Here is a 17,554-nt window from a genome sequence, read left to right as displayed (position 1 = left end):
AACTAATATGTGTACCAGTCCAATTACCTAGTTTTCATGAATGTGTCCTGCCATTGCAAATATCATGAGTTTCTAAACAGATAGCTATCCGCGCTTTTTATCCCAGATTTACCCCGAGCAGATCGCTAGGCTTGAGGCGATAACGAATGACGTTCCCCTCGTGAAGACCTGAGAGCTGATCTTTGACATAGGCGGCAACGCCGGCGCGATCATCTTCTGGCACAGCAGCCTCAGCGGCCATCGCGAGCACTTCATCTTGATGGAACGCCTTGAATTCTAAAACGCAACGGCGAACAGCAGTGCGGACGAACTCCCGGTAGGCCAGCGCCGCTTTGTCTGGGCTCTCCACTTCGGCGCGCAGAATGCGGTACTTTTCCGCCGAAGCCACATAGGCGTCGAGGTAAACCTCGCGGAGCAGCGACACGTTGTTCAACTCGTAAATCCCAATCAGGCCGTCAATGTAATCCCTGTCATCCATCGTAGTAAAAGACATCGGTGCAAGGTCCGATTTCAGCAATGGGATGTTGGAAGCAACGCGCGACGTCCGCTTGTTTACATCCGCGAAAGCCTGCAAGTACGGGATGTGAACGAGTAAGAAAAATGACTGCTCAAACGGATCGGTGATCTGAGCCGCTTTGTGTATGAGAATGTCAAATTCTTCGGTGATCGTAACCGCGTCATCGAGAGGCCGATAGCCCGAATGCGAGATCCCAACTGGCATCGCCCGCAACCGCCCGGACATGGCAGGGTCTGCAAGCAAGCCGTCCGATAGGAGGGCATGAAGCGCAAATAGATCAGGGCGGCGGAGCCCTATCTCGTCAAGATTATCGACGACGTACTGTATGGCCTCTTTATGGTTGAGGATCATCAAAGCTTCTTTGCGATCCTTTCCTTCGGCCTCCTCGCCGAACCGGATCAGTCTTTCGGTTTGCAGGATGTCATAGGTGTTGCCTTCCATCCGTGAGGACGCCCAACTGAGATCTACAAGAAGTTGTTCCAGAATGCGGCGCGCGTAAGTACCCGCTGGAAGTTCTCGCCCCTGAGGTCGCCCGGCCTCAAGCAGTCGAGCACGGTCGGCTTCAGTCAAATACCACGTCTTTCCCGGAACATAGGCATCCAAAAATTCTGGCCGGTAAAACACTAGAGGTCGTCGATTGTATGGGGTTGATAAGTATGCGCGCACGACCGCTGCACCCGCTATTTGGTAGCCTGTCGCCCGGCCCTTTCCTGAGACCTCAAGACGACCTTCATCCACTAAGCGCTTCAAGGCCCGCCAAACGGTCGTTTCACTTACATCTTGTGCCACCCCCTTACGAATAGCATCCCGTCCGGCACCGGGGTTCGCCGCTATGAAATTGAGAATGTCTTGATCCGAAAGGGCCATGAAACGATATCCTAACGACGTGAACCGATTATTTCATTGATAAGCATAGATTTTCCACCAGATCAAGTTTTCGTTTCACCGCTTTTGCAACGATTTATGGAATTCAAGGTCAAGAAAGTCTCACTGGCCGGTTTGAAACGATTATCCCCTTGAAAATAATACAAAAGAAAGCGGAGAGGAGTTATCGTTGCAGACAACATGAACCGATGGCCACAATAGCGTTAAGAACTTCAATGTGCATGACAAGGCCTCAAATACTATCTGGAACGGACCTATGGATTATAAAGCAAAGAACACTGTTGGAAGATACCGGCGCGCGCAATTTCCTATCAGACTTAACAACCTTGAAGGCATTTCGGGGGGAGCACGTTGGGTCCGCATAGTTAGAAAACCTAGAGAAGCTAGGGCTGTTGCATCCACGTGGTCGCCTCTTTTGGCCTAAACATCTGGAGTGAAGACAGGTCGGTCTTTGTGCCAAGCTTGCTCATTGACGCCCAACTAAAACATTTAACGTAGCCGTGTCATCACTGCTCTGAAATTCTGGGCCGATCAACCGTCATATTCATTCAGGTGCGATCCAACTTCCAATGCATCGATGGAAACCCCATGTATCCTCATCTCAACAACCGATTTTGGGACAACTTGAAGCCCAGCTAATTCCGGGTTGGTCTTAGGACGTGATTTCGCCTCTGTTTCAACGAGCCCTGCTGGTCCAAACAAGACGATGTTCTTGCCTCCCGGCTTTTGCGCTGATTGAAAGATTAGCCCGTCCAAATGTCGTTCTTGACCTGAAACGTTAAAGAGATGCTCGTGTACGAGATACTCCGCGACGACTTGGGTAGGAACATAGTCTAAGTGCTCGTCATCAGGCAGGCATGGCATCGAGATTTCCGACATGAACTCAGCCATGAAACCCCAAAGACTCAACCTTTCGTTATGCGACTTTGCAAAGATGTTGGGCTGTTTTGGTGGTGATGCGAACAACGTCGTATCCAGGACGACAACCGGGCGCGTCAATCTAAAGCGTGCGACCATCACTGTCTCTCCCACCGCCGGTCGCAGCTCTGCCAAGCACGTCTCAATATCTTCAGCGCCATAGAACACCGGGATACCTGATGGATTCATCCGACCCGCACCCCGCAGCTTCTCTGGCGGCGGGCCTAGTTCCTTTTCAGGAGCCGCTCTAATTCTTGATTGAGCATCGGCGACATTTGCTTTTCTACCTCGGTACAGTGCAACCTCGCTCGGCTTGAGCGTTCGCACGGCGCGTACATTGCGTTTGTTGCGAAGTAGGTGCAGCCCATCGAATAGTTCAGAAAGCAAATCTCTGGCACGTCGGCTGAAAAACCGCTGCCCGCTCATGATTTCACTGCGGAACTCTTGCCATCGAGCAGAATGCGTATCGTCGAAGAACTGCTCAATACGCGTGTATCCAGTATCATCCGCAAAGAATGGGTCGCCGCCATCCGGCGGCCAGTAATCATCGAGGTTGATCAACTCGTTTTGGAGTTCTTCTGCAATTTCAAACTGATCAGGCCGTGCAAGGTCTTCGATGAGGGGTAGAAGAAGTTCACCTGTCGGTTCACCGTCATACCCATAGCCGGAAAGATGGTAGTTGTTCTCGATAACATCCTTCAGTACTTCGGCAACTGCTACGACGGGTACACCTTTTTTAGTATTATGATAATCACATTTTCCTTCATTAAATTGCGGCCTTATCTCTTCTATTCGCGCCTTAAGACCCTTGTCTTCGAAGCAATCGGGGCAAACTAGCAACTGGTGGAACTCCCATTCATCAATGCATATCCGAGCAAATTGTCTACACTCCCATAAGGCATAGCCTCACATGTAACGACCTGCATTGAGAATCTGCTTTGCAAGTCAAACACCATCGGAAACTCCCATGTCGTGACGAACGTACGATTTCGGTAGGTTTGGAGCGACGCAGATCCATCAGGTCAACTCAGGTGCGGGGCCGTCTTGTAGCGTACCGATCCAGCCATCATCCGTTAGATGGATCATCAGATGATGATTGGCTCGGTCGGGCGCGTCAGGCAGTGAGAGTTTTAGCGGATCTACATATTTCTTGATGACCTTGTTGCGCGGAGAGACTGCAAAGGTTGCATTCTCCATAGACGGACCATCCACTAGGTTGGCTGAGCCACTGAAAACCTCGCATTGGTCACCAATTCCAATATAAACCTTGGCATGAAAGTCTTGCTTTTTGTTGCCGGTGGCCACGATTTGGTTTTCGAGGCCATAATTGGCAAGGACATCGTGATCCAAACCAGTTTCTTGCAGAGCCGACTTATAGCCAGACCATGTCGCAGAGCGAGTCAAAAAGACAGTTCGCCTGGCATCTAATTGCTTCAGGAGGCGTTCCCAGATCTCAAGTTTTTGGCTCTTGGATTTCCATTGATGACCCACGAAAGGGGCGGCGATCAGAACTTGATCCTTACACAAACGCCATCTCACAATGAGTTTGTCTAGCGCCACCATAAGATAGGACTTCGAATGTATCCCGCTTAGGACGTCATCTAGGTCAACACCCGAGATATTGGCCAATAAGAAATCATCTTCTTCAAGACTCGCATTTGGATTAATCTGGAGAGGACAATAGAAGGTGGCCATGTGGTTTTGAGCGCAAGAGCACGGCACCTTGATCGAGACGACCAAATGGTCAACATCTGGCATTCGACGCGCGAGATAGTTGTTTTGGATGATCCCCCATTGCTGTCTAATATCGCCAATAGCTGCGGTAAGCTCGGCCAGAGCGGCTTTTTCCAAGCCTTCATCGGTTTCAGGACAGCAGTAAATCGGGTGAGCGCTGTAGTCGAAAATCGGATCTTCATCATTGATCGCAAGTTTATAGACAGCCTTTTCTACCGCATATTCGGCAAGTCCAGCATAGGGGTTTTCTTCGTCGTCATAACGCTCGAGAACCTTACAAGTGCCTGTGGGTGATTCAACAGGGTTCTTTAGACCAATGGCAAAGTGTTCACTGCATGCATTGCACTTGATGACCCAGGTTCCTCGGTCATTGACGGCAGGAAATTGCAGCTCCGTATAGTGATGCGGGTCACCACAATGCGGACACTTCGCCGAATAATTCTTACGCTTGGTCTCGAAAATATTTGGAATGCTCAACTGACTGCACCTAGAAATATGAAAATCGTTCTTTCAAAATTGTATGTGTTGAAGTCGCCATCGGATCCTTTGCCGATTTGAACTCTGATGTTAATAAATAGGGGACTGTTGCATTAATTTTTGTCCGCATAAAATGAGGCTAACACGTTGTTTTCATGCTGCCAAACCAAATATCTGGCTTACGAAGGCGACCTCCCCTCGTACTCCTAGTTGTCGCTTTTGAATATGGTCGTTCTTGATTGTTCTGATGGTTTCCATGCCTTGTAGTGTTGCTTTCGCCGCCCTCAATGATCTGAAGCTTTGCCGGTAACCAAGCAACCTCTTCAGAGCAGCATGGTCGCTTTCAACACGGTTGTTTCGGTACTTTTTGTCGATGTGGGTGATGTAATCAAAGTGTGGATCATATTGATGATTGATATCTTTGATGACCTTCCGATAGGTCGGTGCCTTGTCGGTGCAAATGGAAACAGGGCGGTGAAGACGGACACGTTCGATCGCCTTCTTTAGAAAGGCTTTGGCGGCTTTAGCATCACGCCTTGTGGTCAGCCGAAAGTCGACCAACTGGCCATTGGCATCAATCGCACGCCACTTTCCGCCAACCCTGATATAGGTTTCATCGACGTGCCAATCTAAGCTTGAACGACACAAATGGCGCTCCGTGCGCTTCGCCAATTCACGTCCAAATTTTTGCACCCAACGAAACACGGTTGAGCGATCAACATCAACGCCGCGCTCGGCAAGGAGATCTGCGACATCTTGATATGAGAGCGGATATCGCAGATACATCCGTACTACGGATAAAATGATCAATGATGGAAAACGATGGCGTTTGAATGGTTGTTTTCGTTGCATTTGCGCCCCCTGCCCTGCCTAAACTAGCGTCTTACGATTTAACGCAACAGTCCCTACCGGGGAGGTCACATAGAGAACCGAACCCTGCCGATCGGCGAACATTGCGCGTTCGATCCCGGTGCCGGGGTCTTGGGTGCTGAGGTTTTCCATCGTATCCTTCGAAGGTCACCTGACCCGTCGGCACTACGGGCCAACAGGATTCGCCGCTAGAACGACATCAAACGCAATTTCTAATTCAGGCAACATATCACTACATTGCTCACTGAGTGCCAGTTCCAAAATTTTTGCTGAAAGGAAGCTCTTCTCTAAGGGCGTTAACAAAAAACTGTCTTTTGTCCAAAAGCTCAATGGTTGCGTAAACGAGATAGAGGCAATCTGAAAAACTAGGTTTCTGATACAAGCACCTGATAAATCACCTTCGTCGAAAACCAAACTTATGAGCTTTGCAGCATACAGAATTGCGATTTTTGGCTCAAGGTACGTGAAGCATACACTAAATTCTTCAAAATCTGCTAGCTTAATATCTCTTAGATCCTTCGAGCAAAATGCATCATTTATCTCAATGGCAATCGGATCAATTGCGACAAGCGGGTGGATTTTCGCTTGAGAAGTAAACCGCCACTCAAAGCACTCAATGTCATGAGCCATCAACAAATACTACCTTCTACTACCGTGCACTTGAATAATTGCACTACAGCGGAACCAATGTCCAAATGCATTTTCTTTGGCAATACGCTCACCAAGCGGCGTTACGCCAAACTGTAAAAGTTGCGACGGATTCATTGGACAGACAATGTCTCTAGTTTGCCGCGCCAAGGCCTCTCTTCTCGCCGCAACGAGCCGAACTGGGTTAGCCGGATCGTTTGCAGGCGTACAACTCCCGCCAACGGAAGCCCTAAACGCTTTTGCTTGCCGCACAGCCTCTTTGGCCGCAAGGCATGCAGGATCATTTTCTCCTAGGGGTGAAGAGTTTCGGCCCGCACCCGGATAATCATTCCTGACTGCAGCGGGTAAATTAACCAATTTTATTTGTCCAAATACATCAGCAATTCTACCGGCAAGAACTCCAACCCCATATGCTATAGGCGGGAATGCCCCCTTCCTTGATCTATCCGTAGTGTTATTGACTTGACTGTTTCCGACAGCTGACAAACCAGAAGGGTCTGCAAGATTGCTCGAATTATTCCCAACATAGGCATACAGCCCCAACTGCCCACCCCCAAACCCAATCGGATCGCTTTGCAGGAACATTCCCGTCAGTGGATCGTAACTTCGTGCACGGTAGTGATACAGTCCGTTTTCTGCATCAAACTCTCGTCCGGTGTAACCATACGGCTGCTGCATGGCCCCTTGCGTTTGCTTGATCGCGCCCAGACGATCCGAGAACATCGCGTGTTCTACCCCGGTGCCGGGGTCTTGCGTGCTCAGATATTCCTCATACCCGAGCGGTTCGTCAACCGCAACCGAATGCGCCCAACGCCGTGCGAGGAATGGCTCGGTCCCTGCTTCGAATTCTAGCAGGATATCATCCTGCGCGAGCGGGTTTTCCATCGACGTATCATAGACATAACCCGTCGCATCCCCATCCACCGTCTTCGCTATTCGCCGGTCGAGCGCGTCGTACGCATAGCTTGCCGTTGTCGTGTCGGACGCGTAGCCGATCAGCCGGTTTTGGCTGTCGTAGCTGTATAAACGAAGGGCACAAACTGGCGGACTTTTACTCCGCTACAACTGCAAAACGCAGCCGCTTCTGTGGACCAATATTGCTCCGCGTTTTACACGTCCATATCCGGTACAGATTGCGTACATACGTTTGTGGTGCGTTTGCATAGTTAGAGCAAGCCACCCAGTGTTTCATCGCTTGAGGGACCCGGATTTAGTAATCAACGCATGCTTTGCATCAGCAGGAAGGCTGTCTAGATCAACAGAAAACGCGTCCACTATCCTATCCGTCAACACGCCGACTATTAGTTGTCCATCCACAACGGATAGCTTATTAAACCTTTGGGCTAGCTGCCATTGCGCGCCATCTGCCTCCCAAACTTTGGATGCGTACAAAACGTTACCTTCGCGGCTTACTTCAAACGTACAAGTTGTTTTACTTGCGCTAATTTCCCCACTTACTATGATCTGGGTCAATTTTTTATCGATAAGCGCCCTCTTGATGTCCCAAGTATAGGTATAGTTGGCCGCTTCAAATTTTCGCAATGCTGAAGTTACTAGCTCTGTAGGGAAGTCGGACCAATCGGAAAGTTTTCTCAGTGTACTCTCGGCAATACGAACCGCCAGCTTTCCTATCTCAACTTGATCCAGATTAGTAGCGTCCAAACTAAGCGGATCGTAAAATATTTCCGCATATAGATTTGCTTTTGGGGCAAAGTAAGCCCGATCCTTTGGAGTAGTTGTCAAAATGGACTTGCACCATCTGATAGTGGGGTTCTGTAACTCATATTTTTCTTCATGAAACATCTTAGAAATCGAGAGGGCTAGCGGATGAAAGCTGCGGAGTGCGGCCTCAACACGAGTAACTGTAGCTTGGAAGGACAGTTTTTCGTCAGCCGTTCGAAGCGAATCTATCGGTGGCAGGCAACAAAGCGGGTCCCACCCAACACCGAATGACTCAATAAAATTGCCTTTAGTCATCCTAAATCCTACAGCTTGGTCCGGGCCTTTGGTGTACTATGTCCGATAGATCGAAGCCACCGAATACTGCGAACACTGCATCGACCATAGCCTGCTCCAACTGCAAGGCCAGACCTCTGGAGTAAAATCCATCCGGTGTCTGAATAATAACGGAATGCGCTTGTAGCCGTGGGTCAGTTATCTGTTCTAGCGCCCGGGCCGACTGAGTTCCATTTGCTAGTAGCCGCTTGTTATTTGCAATACCTACTTTGATGGCTCGTCCCGAGAGACGGCTGTATATAACATAGACATGATTGCCAATTTGATTGGACTTCGCGTTGCAGTGGGAACTGCCACCCCCGTCAGCGCCAGAAATTGCGTTAACATTTTGAGTAGGGAAATTTTTAAACGAGTCTAAGTTAGAAAGTAAATCTAACATCAAGTCGAACACGCCGTCCGCTACAACACGACTGGCCGAGGCGGCAGCTTGTTGTCTTGCGTCAACACCAGATCGATAGTCTGTTGATACAACAAGTCCACTTGGATCTTCTAAATTGACCGGATCGTTGGACGAATATGTATACAGGTTAGCTTGTCTTCCGGCAAAGCCAGCAACATCGGCTTGAAGAAATAAACCTGTAGATGGCTCATAATCACGAGCACGTAACTGTATCGTTCCAATTTCTGCATCATGTTCCCGCCCGATGAATCCATACGGTTGCACAAGCGTAGTGGATGTAAGTCGGTTTCCGTATGCATCATATTCATACGTGGCCAATACAGCGCCTGTAGCAGGCGAAGTAGCGCTAGTAACTGAGCCATGCTTATCAGCGTACAAATCCACAATTGCACCAGACGATGGGCTTATGTTGCCAGAATATTGTTCAAAAGCGATAGGTTCGTCGACTTCTGTAGTGAACAGCCAACGACGGAATAAATTACCGCCCCTGAATTCAAGAGAGCCGTTGGTGGCTGTACTCGAGCCGAGATCTTCTGTGTCTCGGAACCATGTTGTCGTTTGCCCATCCACCGTCTTCGCAATCCTGCGATCAAGCGCATCATATGCATAGCTTGCCGTTGTCGTGTCGGACGCATACCCGATCAGTCGGTTCTGGCTGTCGTAACTGTATGTCTCGACGCTGCCATCAGCCTTGTCCGTCCGCGACACGCGGTTTCCCCGTTCGTCGTAAGCGTAGCTATAGCTGTCGTCCTCGGTCAGTTGGTTGTGTCCGTTTGAGGAATAAAGGCTGCTCAGATGCGACGCGAGCCGGTTGCCTTCTTCGTCGTATTGGTAGTCTTCGATGGGCAGCGGGGTGCCTCCGTCGGCCACAGGAATCCCCTGATCCACCTGCACCAGGCGGTTCAGATCATCGTAGTTGATGCTGAGTGATTTGGTCGGATCGAGGGTGTCTGTGATCGCCGTTAACTGCCCGTCAACGTCATAGCTGTACAACAGATCCGTGAGTGCGACGCCCGATTGCGCATGGCTCAGCGCGCTCAGCAGGCCGTTTGTGTAGCTATAGGAGGTATCGCGTCCCGAGGTCGAGGTCAGCGAGGTACGCCGCCCCTCCCCGTCATAGCCAAAGCTGTAGATGGTCCCCCAGGGGGCGGTCAGATCGGTGAGCCGGTCCTCAAAATCATAGGCATAGGTGGTGGTCCCGCCCAAGCTGTCGGACATGGAGGTCCGTCGGTCCAGTGCGTCATAGGTGTAGCTGATCGTGGCCGCGGGCTGTGGCCCAACGGTGCCATCCGTGGTGGTGGTTTCCAGCCGGTTACGCAGATCGTAGGTGAAGGTCACCCGGCTGTCATTGTCAGCGGCTTCGGTCAGGTTCGACCGCGCGTCATACGCATAGGTCAGCGTGTTATCTGGTGTCACGACCTGCGTGCGTCGGCTGAGCCCGTCGTAGGTGGCTGTCTCAATCAGCCCATCTTCGCGGATCAGCACATCAAGATTGTCCCGTGCGTCATAGGCCCGTGTCATCGTCTGGTTGATCGGATTGGTCCGTGTCGTCATCCGGTCCAACACGTCGAACCCAAAGACGGTTTCGCCCATGCGCCCGTCGATCACCGATGTCACGTTGTTGCGCGTATCATAGGCGAAGGATTTGACATACCCTTCGGGGTCGGTGGTCTCAGACAATCTGCTGACGCTGTCATAGCCATAGGCATGGATTTCCCCATCGCCGTTGATGTGTTCGGTGACTTCGCCTGCGTCGTTATATGTGCGCTGGATCAGCCCCTCTGCCGGGTCGTCCAGTGCCACGAGCCGTTCGAGCGTGTCGTACCCCATATAGGTGACCAGCCCGGTTTCATCCGTGACTGTCGCCAAGTTCCCTGCCGGCTCATAGGTGTAGCTGGTGATCCCCTCGATCTGCGCCCCATCGTCCCCTGTCACCTCAACCGTAAGCACCCTGTTCAGCGCGTCATATGTCCGTTGCACCTGCCGCTCAATTGGTGTGCCGACTGCTTCGTTCACCGCAGTCGTGTTTCCCGTTGCGTCATAGATCATCGTACTGATCGATCCATCGGCGTAGGTCATCTGCCCGAGGTTCTGGTTAGCGTTGTAGATGTAGGTCGTCTCGTTTCCGTTTTCGTCGATCCGCTGGGTCAGTTTCCCTTCGGCGTTGTAGGCTGTGATCCGCTCCCCGCCCTCTGGGTCGATGACTTTCGTGACCTCGCCGAATGCATCGTATTCATAGGCCGTGGTGAACCCATCCGCGTCGGTCATGGAGGTGACTTGGTTGAACTCTGGCTCGTAGGTGTACTGGGTGCTGCGTTCCGCATCCGTGCCGACCGCTTCGGTCATTTCGGTGACGTTAGAGTTGTTGTCATAGGCGATGGTGTCAATCCGCATCCCGTCAGCTGTCGCATCAGAGGGCCGTTCGATCCGCGTAACAAGGTTATCCTCGTTCCGGGTCATGCGCGTCACGCGCCCCAGCGGGTCCGTGGTTTGGATCGGCGAACCGAACTGATTGACAATAACTTCAGTGATCTCGCCCTTACGGTCAGTGACCGTCGTGACCCTGTCTTCCGGTGCCACGTAAAACAGTGGCCCAGTATTTCCAAGACCATCCGCAAGCCCAAGGGAGGCAGCAACACTGGCTGCGATGCTCGACCCGTCAGGCAGCGTTGCATCGCTAAACTTTCCAGCTGCGTCATAACTATATGATGTGTTGTTGCCGTTTTGGTTCGTCGTTGAGACAAGCTGCCCGTCGTCATTGTATTCAAAGCTGACGATACTGCCGGTGGGTTCTGTAACGTCGGTTAACGTTCCGGTATCATCATAGGTAAATTCGGTTGTGCGACCGTCAGGGTATGTTGTGGATGCAAGGCGCCCGGTGGCATCGTAGGTAAACGTCGTTTCTCCACCGACTTGATCAGTAATCGTGGTAAGTTGTCCGTCACCGCCGTAGGTATATTCACGGCGGTTGCCTTGCGGATCGACCTCAGCTGTTTGCAAGCCATCCGCGCTAAAGACAACGACCATGCCGTCTTTGTAGCGCCGTTCAAAAGTGCCATCTGCGAGCTTGGTGAGTGTAGAGAATTCTCCCAAGCCGGCAACAAATTTGCCGCTTTCACTCGGCTCAGAAAAATCAATGGTGATTGAAAACCGCTGACTTGAGACCATGTCTAAACTGCCGTCGCCGTTCAGATCTGCAAAGGCTAACTTGCCGATAGTATGGTCAACAAATCCTTGTTCGGGCGGCAGGAACGTACCATCGCCAGCGTTTTCGTAGACGTATACAGGGCCCTGGTCATCCAGTGAAAAGCTACCCGACACCAAAAGGTCCATCATTCCATCGCCATTCGCATCGATCGCATTCGGCGTAAGTGCCCCAACGGTGCCCGCAGGTCGAGGGATAGAGATTGCATCAGAAATCGTACGGTCTTCTGAAATCAAGTAAAGGTTAAGGGCGCTCGTCCCACTTATCACCAAATCTTGCGTGCCATTTAGATCAACATCAAGAAAGGCGTGACGCGTCGCTATCAGGTATTCTGTTCCCTGATAGACGATGTCGTCACTTGTGCTCGTGTATGTACGATTACCTTCGTTATAGATAAGCTGAACGCGGTTGGATGTCCGATAGGAAAGATCAAGATCACCGTCTCCATCAATGTCAGCAAGCGTGCCATCCGCAAGAACGGCGCGCGTAAAGAAACTCCCTGGCACACCAAACACGTTGATCGTCGTATCTTCGCCACCATACTTTACATAATTCCGCCCGCCTCGGCTTAACAGAAACTGGTACCCCGAAGGCGCATAAATATCAGCTTGCCCGTCTAGATCAATGTCGGCGTACTCAATAGCGCGCGCACCCGTGTTGTTCCCCAGCACCATTTCGGCCGGATCCCATGTTAGATTACCAAATCCGTCATTATACAAAACGTCCACAGTATTATTGTCTGCAACACCGACCAAGATGTCCTGATCTCCGTCGCTGTCGTAATCCGCAGTAACAACATCACCCAAGTTAAGACCAAATGATCCTGTTGCAGGAATTTCATTTGGTTCGACGAGCGCAAGCCCTGCATCATACTCAAACTCCCGTTCGCCGTAGTTGTATATAAAAGACACCGACCCTGTGCCTACCTCTGCCACAATTACGTCTCCTAGACCATTCCCATCAACGTCTCCGATATCAAAGGAAAACGGTCCCACTACAGGGATAACCAAAGGATCACCATCAAATTCCGTGAGTGTTGGCTCTGGATTGAACACAGCGATACCGTCATCGTCGATGATTGAGACGGACCCGTCATCAGCAACGACTAATTCTTGCAGCCCGTCGATGGACCAGCCAACGCCGTAAGGGCTGTCGGTTTCGTTTTGCACATAAAGGTCGGCATTGTGTGTGGCGGTGACTGTGGAGCAGTCGTATTGCGCCCGGGCGATGAAGTCGTAGTCATAGCGCCCAGAGGACAGGCTGCTGGCGTCGACTGGCATAGATTGTCGCAAAGCAACTTCTTCGCCGACCAAAGCTGGGATCGTGCCGTCAGCTGCTTCGCGCGGCGTCCACGTCACATCGGAAGTCAGTGAAAGACCGCCAACCGCAATCCGTGTCGATAGCTCAATTGGCAGTGATGCGTCATCTGCGATGGTCACGTCGCCAGCCACGATCACGGTCGGATCAGCGGCGGAGGAGTGATAGCTTAGCCCCACTTGCTGGGCTTGGTTAAAGGCAAAATAGCCCGGCAATGTATAGACTTCGTTCAGGTCACCTTCAAAAACACTTAGTGTGTGGTTCCCTGTCGGTTGATCGTCCGAAGCAACGGTTCTTGGTGATTGCGGCAAGAAGGTGAACATTCCATTCTCGTTCAGGTCCACTTGCGCGCTCACAGTCGATGCGCCCGCATCAACACCCGCGCCAGCCACACGGCGGAACCGCGTGCTTTGCGTGTTCTCCCAAAACGTCAACGTTGTTGCTTCTGGCAAGTTGTCATAATTAGGCGCGGTAACTAGAGCCCCTGCGCTGAATGTCGCGCCAGGAGCACTGACACCGTAGATTTGGCAGGCCAGCGTGTCTTCTGGGAAACCATCTTGCGCAGTTTGTCGTGGAAGTGAACCAAGACAGACTTGCCCCGTGTAAGTAGAACCGTCGGCATTCAAAATCGTGTCAGCGGCAAACTCAAGTGATACCCCCGTGGACGTACCGACCAGCGACGTTATCTGTCCGGCCAAGACACTAACACACCCTTCGTTCAGTGAGGTCAGCAAAAAATCAGGGGACAAGTCGCGATCTTGATTTGCAGTGATATTGATCGCACGCTGCACGGCTACATAGCCACCTGACCCTCCGTCAGCGTCTGGGCCAACCGTGACGCTATCACTTCCTTCGGTCAAACTACCAAAACGGAAAACCCCTGTCGCGTCCGTGATTGCCTCCAGCGCTGCTGTGTCCAGGCGCACAGGTATGCCAGCTAATGGCGTTTCAATACCGTTGGCAAAATCAACCGCATCAAGCACCCGTCCAAAGACAGATGTATCACTCGCAGTGCCTGTCACCGCGTCGACGGTCACGATGGCTTCGTCGGTTAAGATCCCGTCAGTGACACCCAGCGTAAACGTATAGCTCCCCTCTTGCCCTGCTTCAGGCCGGAACCGCACAGCACCTGTGTTTGCATCAAGACTGGCCCCATCAACCAAGGGCAGCGGTGTTGCGTAGAAGGTCAGCACATCACCGTCAACGTCTGTCGCTTGTAGGTCTAAAGCCAGTTCAAGGCCCAACTCGACGGTATAAGTATCGAGCAACACCGCAAGAACAGGTGCAGAGTTTGCGCCTACCGCGGTCAACGTCGTGGTCGAGTTCTCCGTGATCTCCCCATCAGAGACAGACACAATGATCGTGTAATCCCCAGGAATATCGGCCGTAACGCCAAAAATCCCGCCCGGAAGTTCATCAATTTGCGGTGTGCTTCCCGGTGGGCCGCTGACATCGATCGTAAAGATAAGCGGATCACCGTCCGGATCAACCGAAGCCGATGCATCAAAGACCGCAGCTTCGCCAATAGTGATGACATCAGGCACGACAATGGAAATGACAGGTGACTGGTTCAAGACCGTCAGGCTTGTCACGGCCGGGTCAGAACTCAATTCAAAATCCGACACTGTCAGTGCAAAGCTGTAGCTGCCTTTCACATCTGGCGTGAAGTGCGCAACCGTAGCCGTTGGGTCGACAATCGTAGCCGTGCTGCCTGCCGGGCGGGTGGTCACCACCCATTGGTAATTCAGGGCATCAGCGTCAGGATCAGATGAGCCCGAACCGTCAAGGGTCACTGCAAGACCAACAACGCTGTCTGCAATCGCAGCCGCCACCGCGATCGGTGCGGTGTTCTCAACAATCACAGAAATAACTGCAGGACGTGCCGCAAGCAGCCCATCGTCAGCAACAAGCTGAATTAAATACAAACCGGTTACATCAGGCGTAAAGTCAAACTGCGCGCCAATCACAATTTGGGTGGCCGCATCCGCCGGATCAACTGTGAGAACACTGTTATCTGGGCGCGACACAATCGACCAACGATAGCTAAGTGCATCACTATTCAGATCGGATGCATAATCAGAAGCCAGCAAGCTGGTCGCAATACCGCCCGTGACCGTCAATTCGGCACCTTGGCCAACAACAGGCCGGATGTTTCCGGTTCCCACAAAGACAGTATCAGGCAAGGACACACCGTTCGCGTCTGCCACGATCAGCTGCAAAGCGGATGGCAACGGCTCTCCTGCCCCATCATCTGACAAATCGACGGTTGTGATCATTTCTGTCGGTGTACCAAACACGCCGTCTGCACCGGTCAGGCCCGTTGCAGACCAGTTAAAGTCAAGCACAGCACCCGATGATAGCCCACCATCGACAATGGCGCTGCCTTGCGCATCGGCCAATTGATCGGCGCCTGCATAGGCAACCGGCAAAGCCGCCAACGTATCAATCACAATCGTTTGCGGCACCGAAGCCGCAGTGCCGTCATACACGATCAGTTGCGCAATATAGCGACCGTCTACATCTGCCGTGAAGGTTGCAATCGGCGCATCTGCATTCAAGCTGGTTACGCTGCCAATCGGCTGAGACAAAAGCGACCAGCTATAGGACAGCAAATCACCATTCAGATCATAGCTCTGAGTGCCGTCTAACGTTACCAGCGACGTACCTGTAACCATCTGCGTTGCGACCGCTTGGGGTCGGACCTGATTGCCAGTGGGAACCAGCAACACCTGATCGGCACCCTGCGACACGCCATCTGAGACACGGACCGAGACAAGCGTTTCTTTGTTCAACGGTGTGGGATCTACAGTAAGAACCCCACCCACATCTGATAGGATTGCTGGATCGCCGAACAGCACATCAAAGCTGGCCGACAGCGTATTAGCGTCAATATCAGTACTGCCCAACGCGCTCAGGGTGAGCGGCGTATCATCTTGGACACGTTGGTCAAAAAACAGCGCGCCAACCGGGGCCACGTTACGTGCCGTGACATCGGCCTCTAATGATCCGGCCACTTCACCTAACCATGCACCTTGGCGCAGTGGGCCATTGGTCAGTTGAACATCTTGCGCGATCACGGTCCCTACAGAACCACCAGAGAACCCGCGTAGCTGTGCATGTGGGGCCAAAACATGACCTACAATCACGGCGTTAATATCAATCGATGTGGCCTCGTAGAAATTCCAAATCACATGTTCAGCAGATTGCGTGCCGCCCAGCGGGTTCATTTGGAACATACCAGACGTGCCAGAAACATTGATAATCACAGTATCGGCTTGCGACACATCGATAGAATATCCGCCGGTGCGCAAATCTTGCAGACTAGTGTGCACAACACGTGTCTGCGCGCCAAACAATGCTTCGTCCATGTCTGCATTAGAGGCACCGCCAAAGCGCTTGTGGTTTTGATCCGAAAGATCAGGTGTATCGCCTGTCAAACTGGCCAAAAATGCTGATTGAAACTTGAACTGATCAAAATCAAAGGCTGGCAGATCGGTTGCATTCTCAACCAATGTGCCATTGTTAACATTGGCCTGAAAACGCACACCCGAAATCCGTGCCTCATCGCCGTGCGTCAGGTTGATGTTCCCGTTGCGCACATCGCCATCGATATACAGTTCCGCAAAATCCAAACCATCATTGGCCGGGTTGTAACCAAACTGCCCATTAGTCCCATCAATCGTGCTGCCGATATAGGTACGCCCTTCAACTTGTTGACGGCCAAAAAATTGTTCGGTCACCAAGTTAAACGTACCCAGAGTATTTTGTAGGTCGAACGCTGGTGCCTCTTCACCCTCGAAATCAACATCATATGTTGCAACAACTGACATGCGACCAGTAGCATCCGTCACAGTCAATCCAAGCGTGTAAAAACCAACACCATCAAAAGAAACAGCCGTCATCGGCGCATCAGGACTGCCAAAGGTCGCGCTACCCGATGTGGGCACTGTATCCACAGACCAGCTATAGCTTAGCGCATCCCCATCGACATCGTAGCTGGCCGAACCGTCCAAAAAGAAAGGCGCATCAAAACCCGAAAGACTACGTCCGGAAATCTGCGCGACAGGGCTCAAATTCTCAGTGCTGATCTCAAGCGTAACAGAGTAAGATGGCTCTATTGCTGCAAGATCATCAGCCGGAAACAGATCAAGCTGCGCGACATAAGTTCCATTAACATCAACGAGAACCGTTGGACGCAACGCTGTCTCATCAGAAAATCCAGCAACACTAACAGCAGGGCGTTCCACCCAGCTCCACTCAGCACGAAGCGCACCACCTTCAAGTGCCATAAAACTATCTGTCGGGTCCAGCGTGACCGAATGGCCAATCTCTGCCTGAATGGGAATTGCAACATCTGCGAACGCAAAGCCACCCGATGATGCCCAAAGAAAACTGACAAAAGCCGCGCGCATAGTTGAAATAAACAAAATATTAATTCCTAAAAAAATCAGTTAAGAAAACGCTTAACCAACAACCACAGAGCAATCAACACTGGGTTGCAAAAAAAAATTAATAAAACACCCCAATACTGAAACAAACGGCTCGCTAAAGACGCAGGACGCTCGCA

Annotated in this window: 9 protein-coding genes; all 9 read right to left on the bottom strand. The window is 51.5% G+C overall.

Translation table 11 applies throughout. The features are described 5' to 3' along the window. Positions 1–97: 97 nt before the first annotated feature. The 9 genes from DS901_RS02585 to DS901_RS02550 all read right to left on the bottom strand — a co-directional run bounded on the left by DS901_RS02585 (position 98) and on the right by DS901_RS02550 (position 17,414). Positions 98–1,384: a Fic family protein gene (locus DS901_RS02585; protein WP_113775381.1), complete on the bottom strand. Its 1,287-nt coding sequence runs from the start codon at positions 1,382–1,384 to the stop codon at positions 98–100. A 549-nt stretch (positions 1,385–1,933) separates the two neighbouring features. Beyond that, positions 1,934–3,160, bottom strand: coding sequence for an RES domain-containing protein (locus tag DS901_RS02580; RefSeq protein ID WP_113775380.1), 1,227 nt, complete (start codon positions 3,158–3,160; stop codon positions 1,934–1,936). A 177-nt stretch (positions 3,161–3,337) separates the two neighbouring features. After that, complete coding sequence (locus DS901_RS02575) at positions 3,338–4,531, bottom strand: hypothetical protein (RefSeq protein ID WP_113775379.1); 1,194 nt, start codon at positions 4,529–4,531, stop codon at positions 3,338–3,340. A gap of 153 nt (positions 4,532–4,684) precedes the next feature. Continuing rightward, positions 4,685–5,383 carry an IS6 family transposase gene (locus DS901_RS02570; RefSeq protein WP_113775378.1) on the bottom strand — a complete coding sequence of 233 codons (699 nt, stop codon included), beginning with the start codon at positions 5,381–5,383 and terminating at the stop codon, positions 4,685–4,687. A gap of 18 nt (positions 5,384–5,401) precedes the next feature. Further along, the gene (locus tag DS901_RS18940) at positions 5,402–5,533 is read right to left on the bottom strand and encodes a hypothetical protein (RefSeq protein WP_258546633.1); all 132 of its coding nucleotides are present in this window, start codon (positions 5,531–5,533) and stop codon (positions 5,402–5,404) included. Between the two features lie 33 nt (positions 5,534–5,566). Continuing rightward, complete coding sequence (locus tag DS901_RS02565; protein ID WP_113775377.1) at positions 5,567–6,031, bottom strand: hypothetical protein; 465 nt, start codon at positions 6,029–6,031, stop codon at positions 5,567–5,569. Between the two features lie 9 nt (positions 6,032–6,040). After that, a complete protein-coding gene (locus DS901_RS02560; RefSeq protein ID WP_147249831.1) occupies positions 6,041–6,934 on the bottom strand; it encodes an RHS repeat-associated core domain-containing protein in 894 nt (297 codons plus the stop codon). Positions 6,935–7,237: 303 nt separating this feature from the next. Then, positions 7,238–8,026: a hypothetical protein gene (locus DS901_RS02555; RefSeq protein ID WP_113775375.1), complete on the bottom strand. Its 789-nt coding sequence runs from the start codon at positions 8,024–8,026 to the stop codon at positions 7,238–7,240. A 1-nt stretch (position 8,027) separates the two neighbouring features. Then, positions 8,028–17,414: a PKD domain-containing protein gene (locus DS901_RS02550; protein ID WP_147249830.1), complete on the bottom strand. Its 9,387-nt coding sequence runs from the start codon at positions 17,412–17,414 to the stop codon at positions 8,028–8,030. Positions 17,415–17,554 lie beyond the last annotated feature (140 nt).

The sequence above is a fragment of the Loktanella sp. D2R18 genome (assembly GCF_003318235.1).
Lineage (GTDB): Bacteria > Pseudomonadota > Alphaproteobacteria > Rhodobacterales > Rhodobacteraceae > Yoonia.
This window is presented reverse-complemented; position numbering and strand designations above follow the sequence as displayed.

Coding starts and splice junctions, on each gene's coding strand:
- DS901_RS02585 (WP_113775381.1), bottom strand. CDS start 1,384: ATGGCCCTTTCGGATCAAGACATTCTCAATTTCATAGCGGCGAACCCC.
- DS901_RS02570 (WP_113775378.1), bottom strand. CDS start 5,383: ATGCAACGAAAACAACCATTCAAACGCCATCGTTTTCCATCATTGATC.
- DS901_RS18940 (WP_258546633.1), bottom strand. CDS start 5,533: ATGGAAAACCTCAGCACCCAAGACCCCGGCACCGGGATCGAACGCGCA.
- DS901_RS02565 (WP_113775377.1), bottom strand. CDS start 6,031: ATGGCTCATGACATTGAGTGCTTTGAGTGGCGGTTTACTTCTCAAGCG.
- DS901_RS02560 (WP_147249831.1), bottom strand. CDS start 6,934: ATGGAAAACCCGCTCGCGCAGGATGATATCCTGCTAGAATTCGAAGCA.
- DS901_RS02555 (WP_113775375.1), bottom strand. CDS start 8,026: ATGACTAAAGGCAATTTTATTGAGTCATTCGGTGTTGGGTGGGACCCG.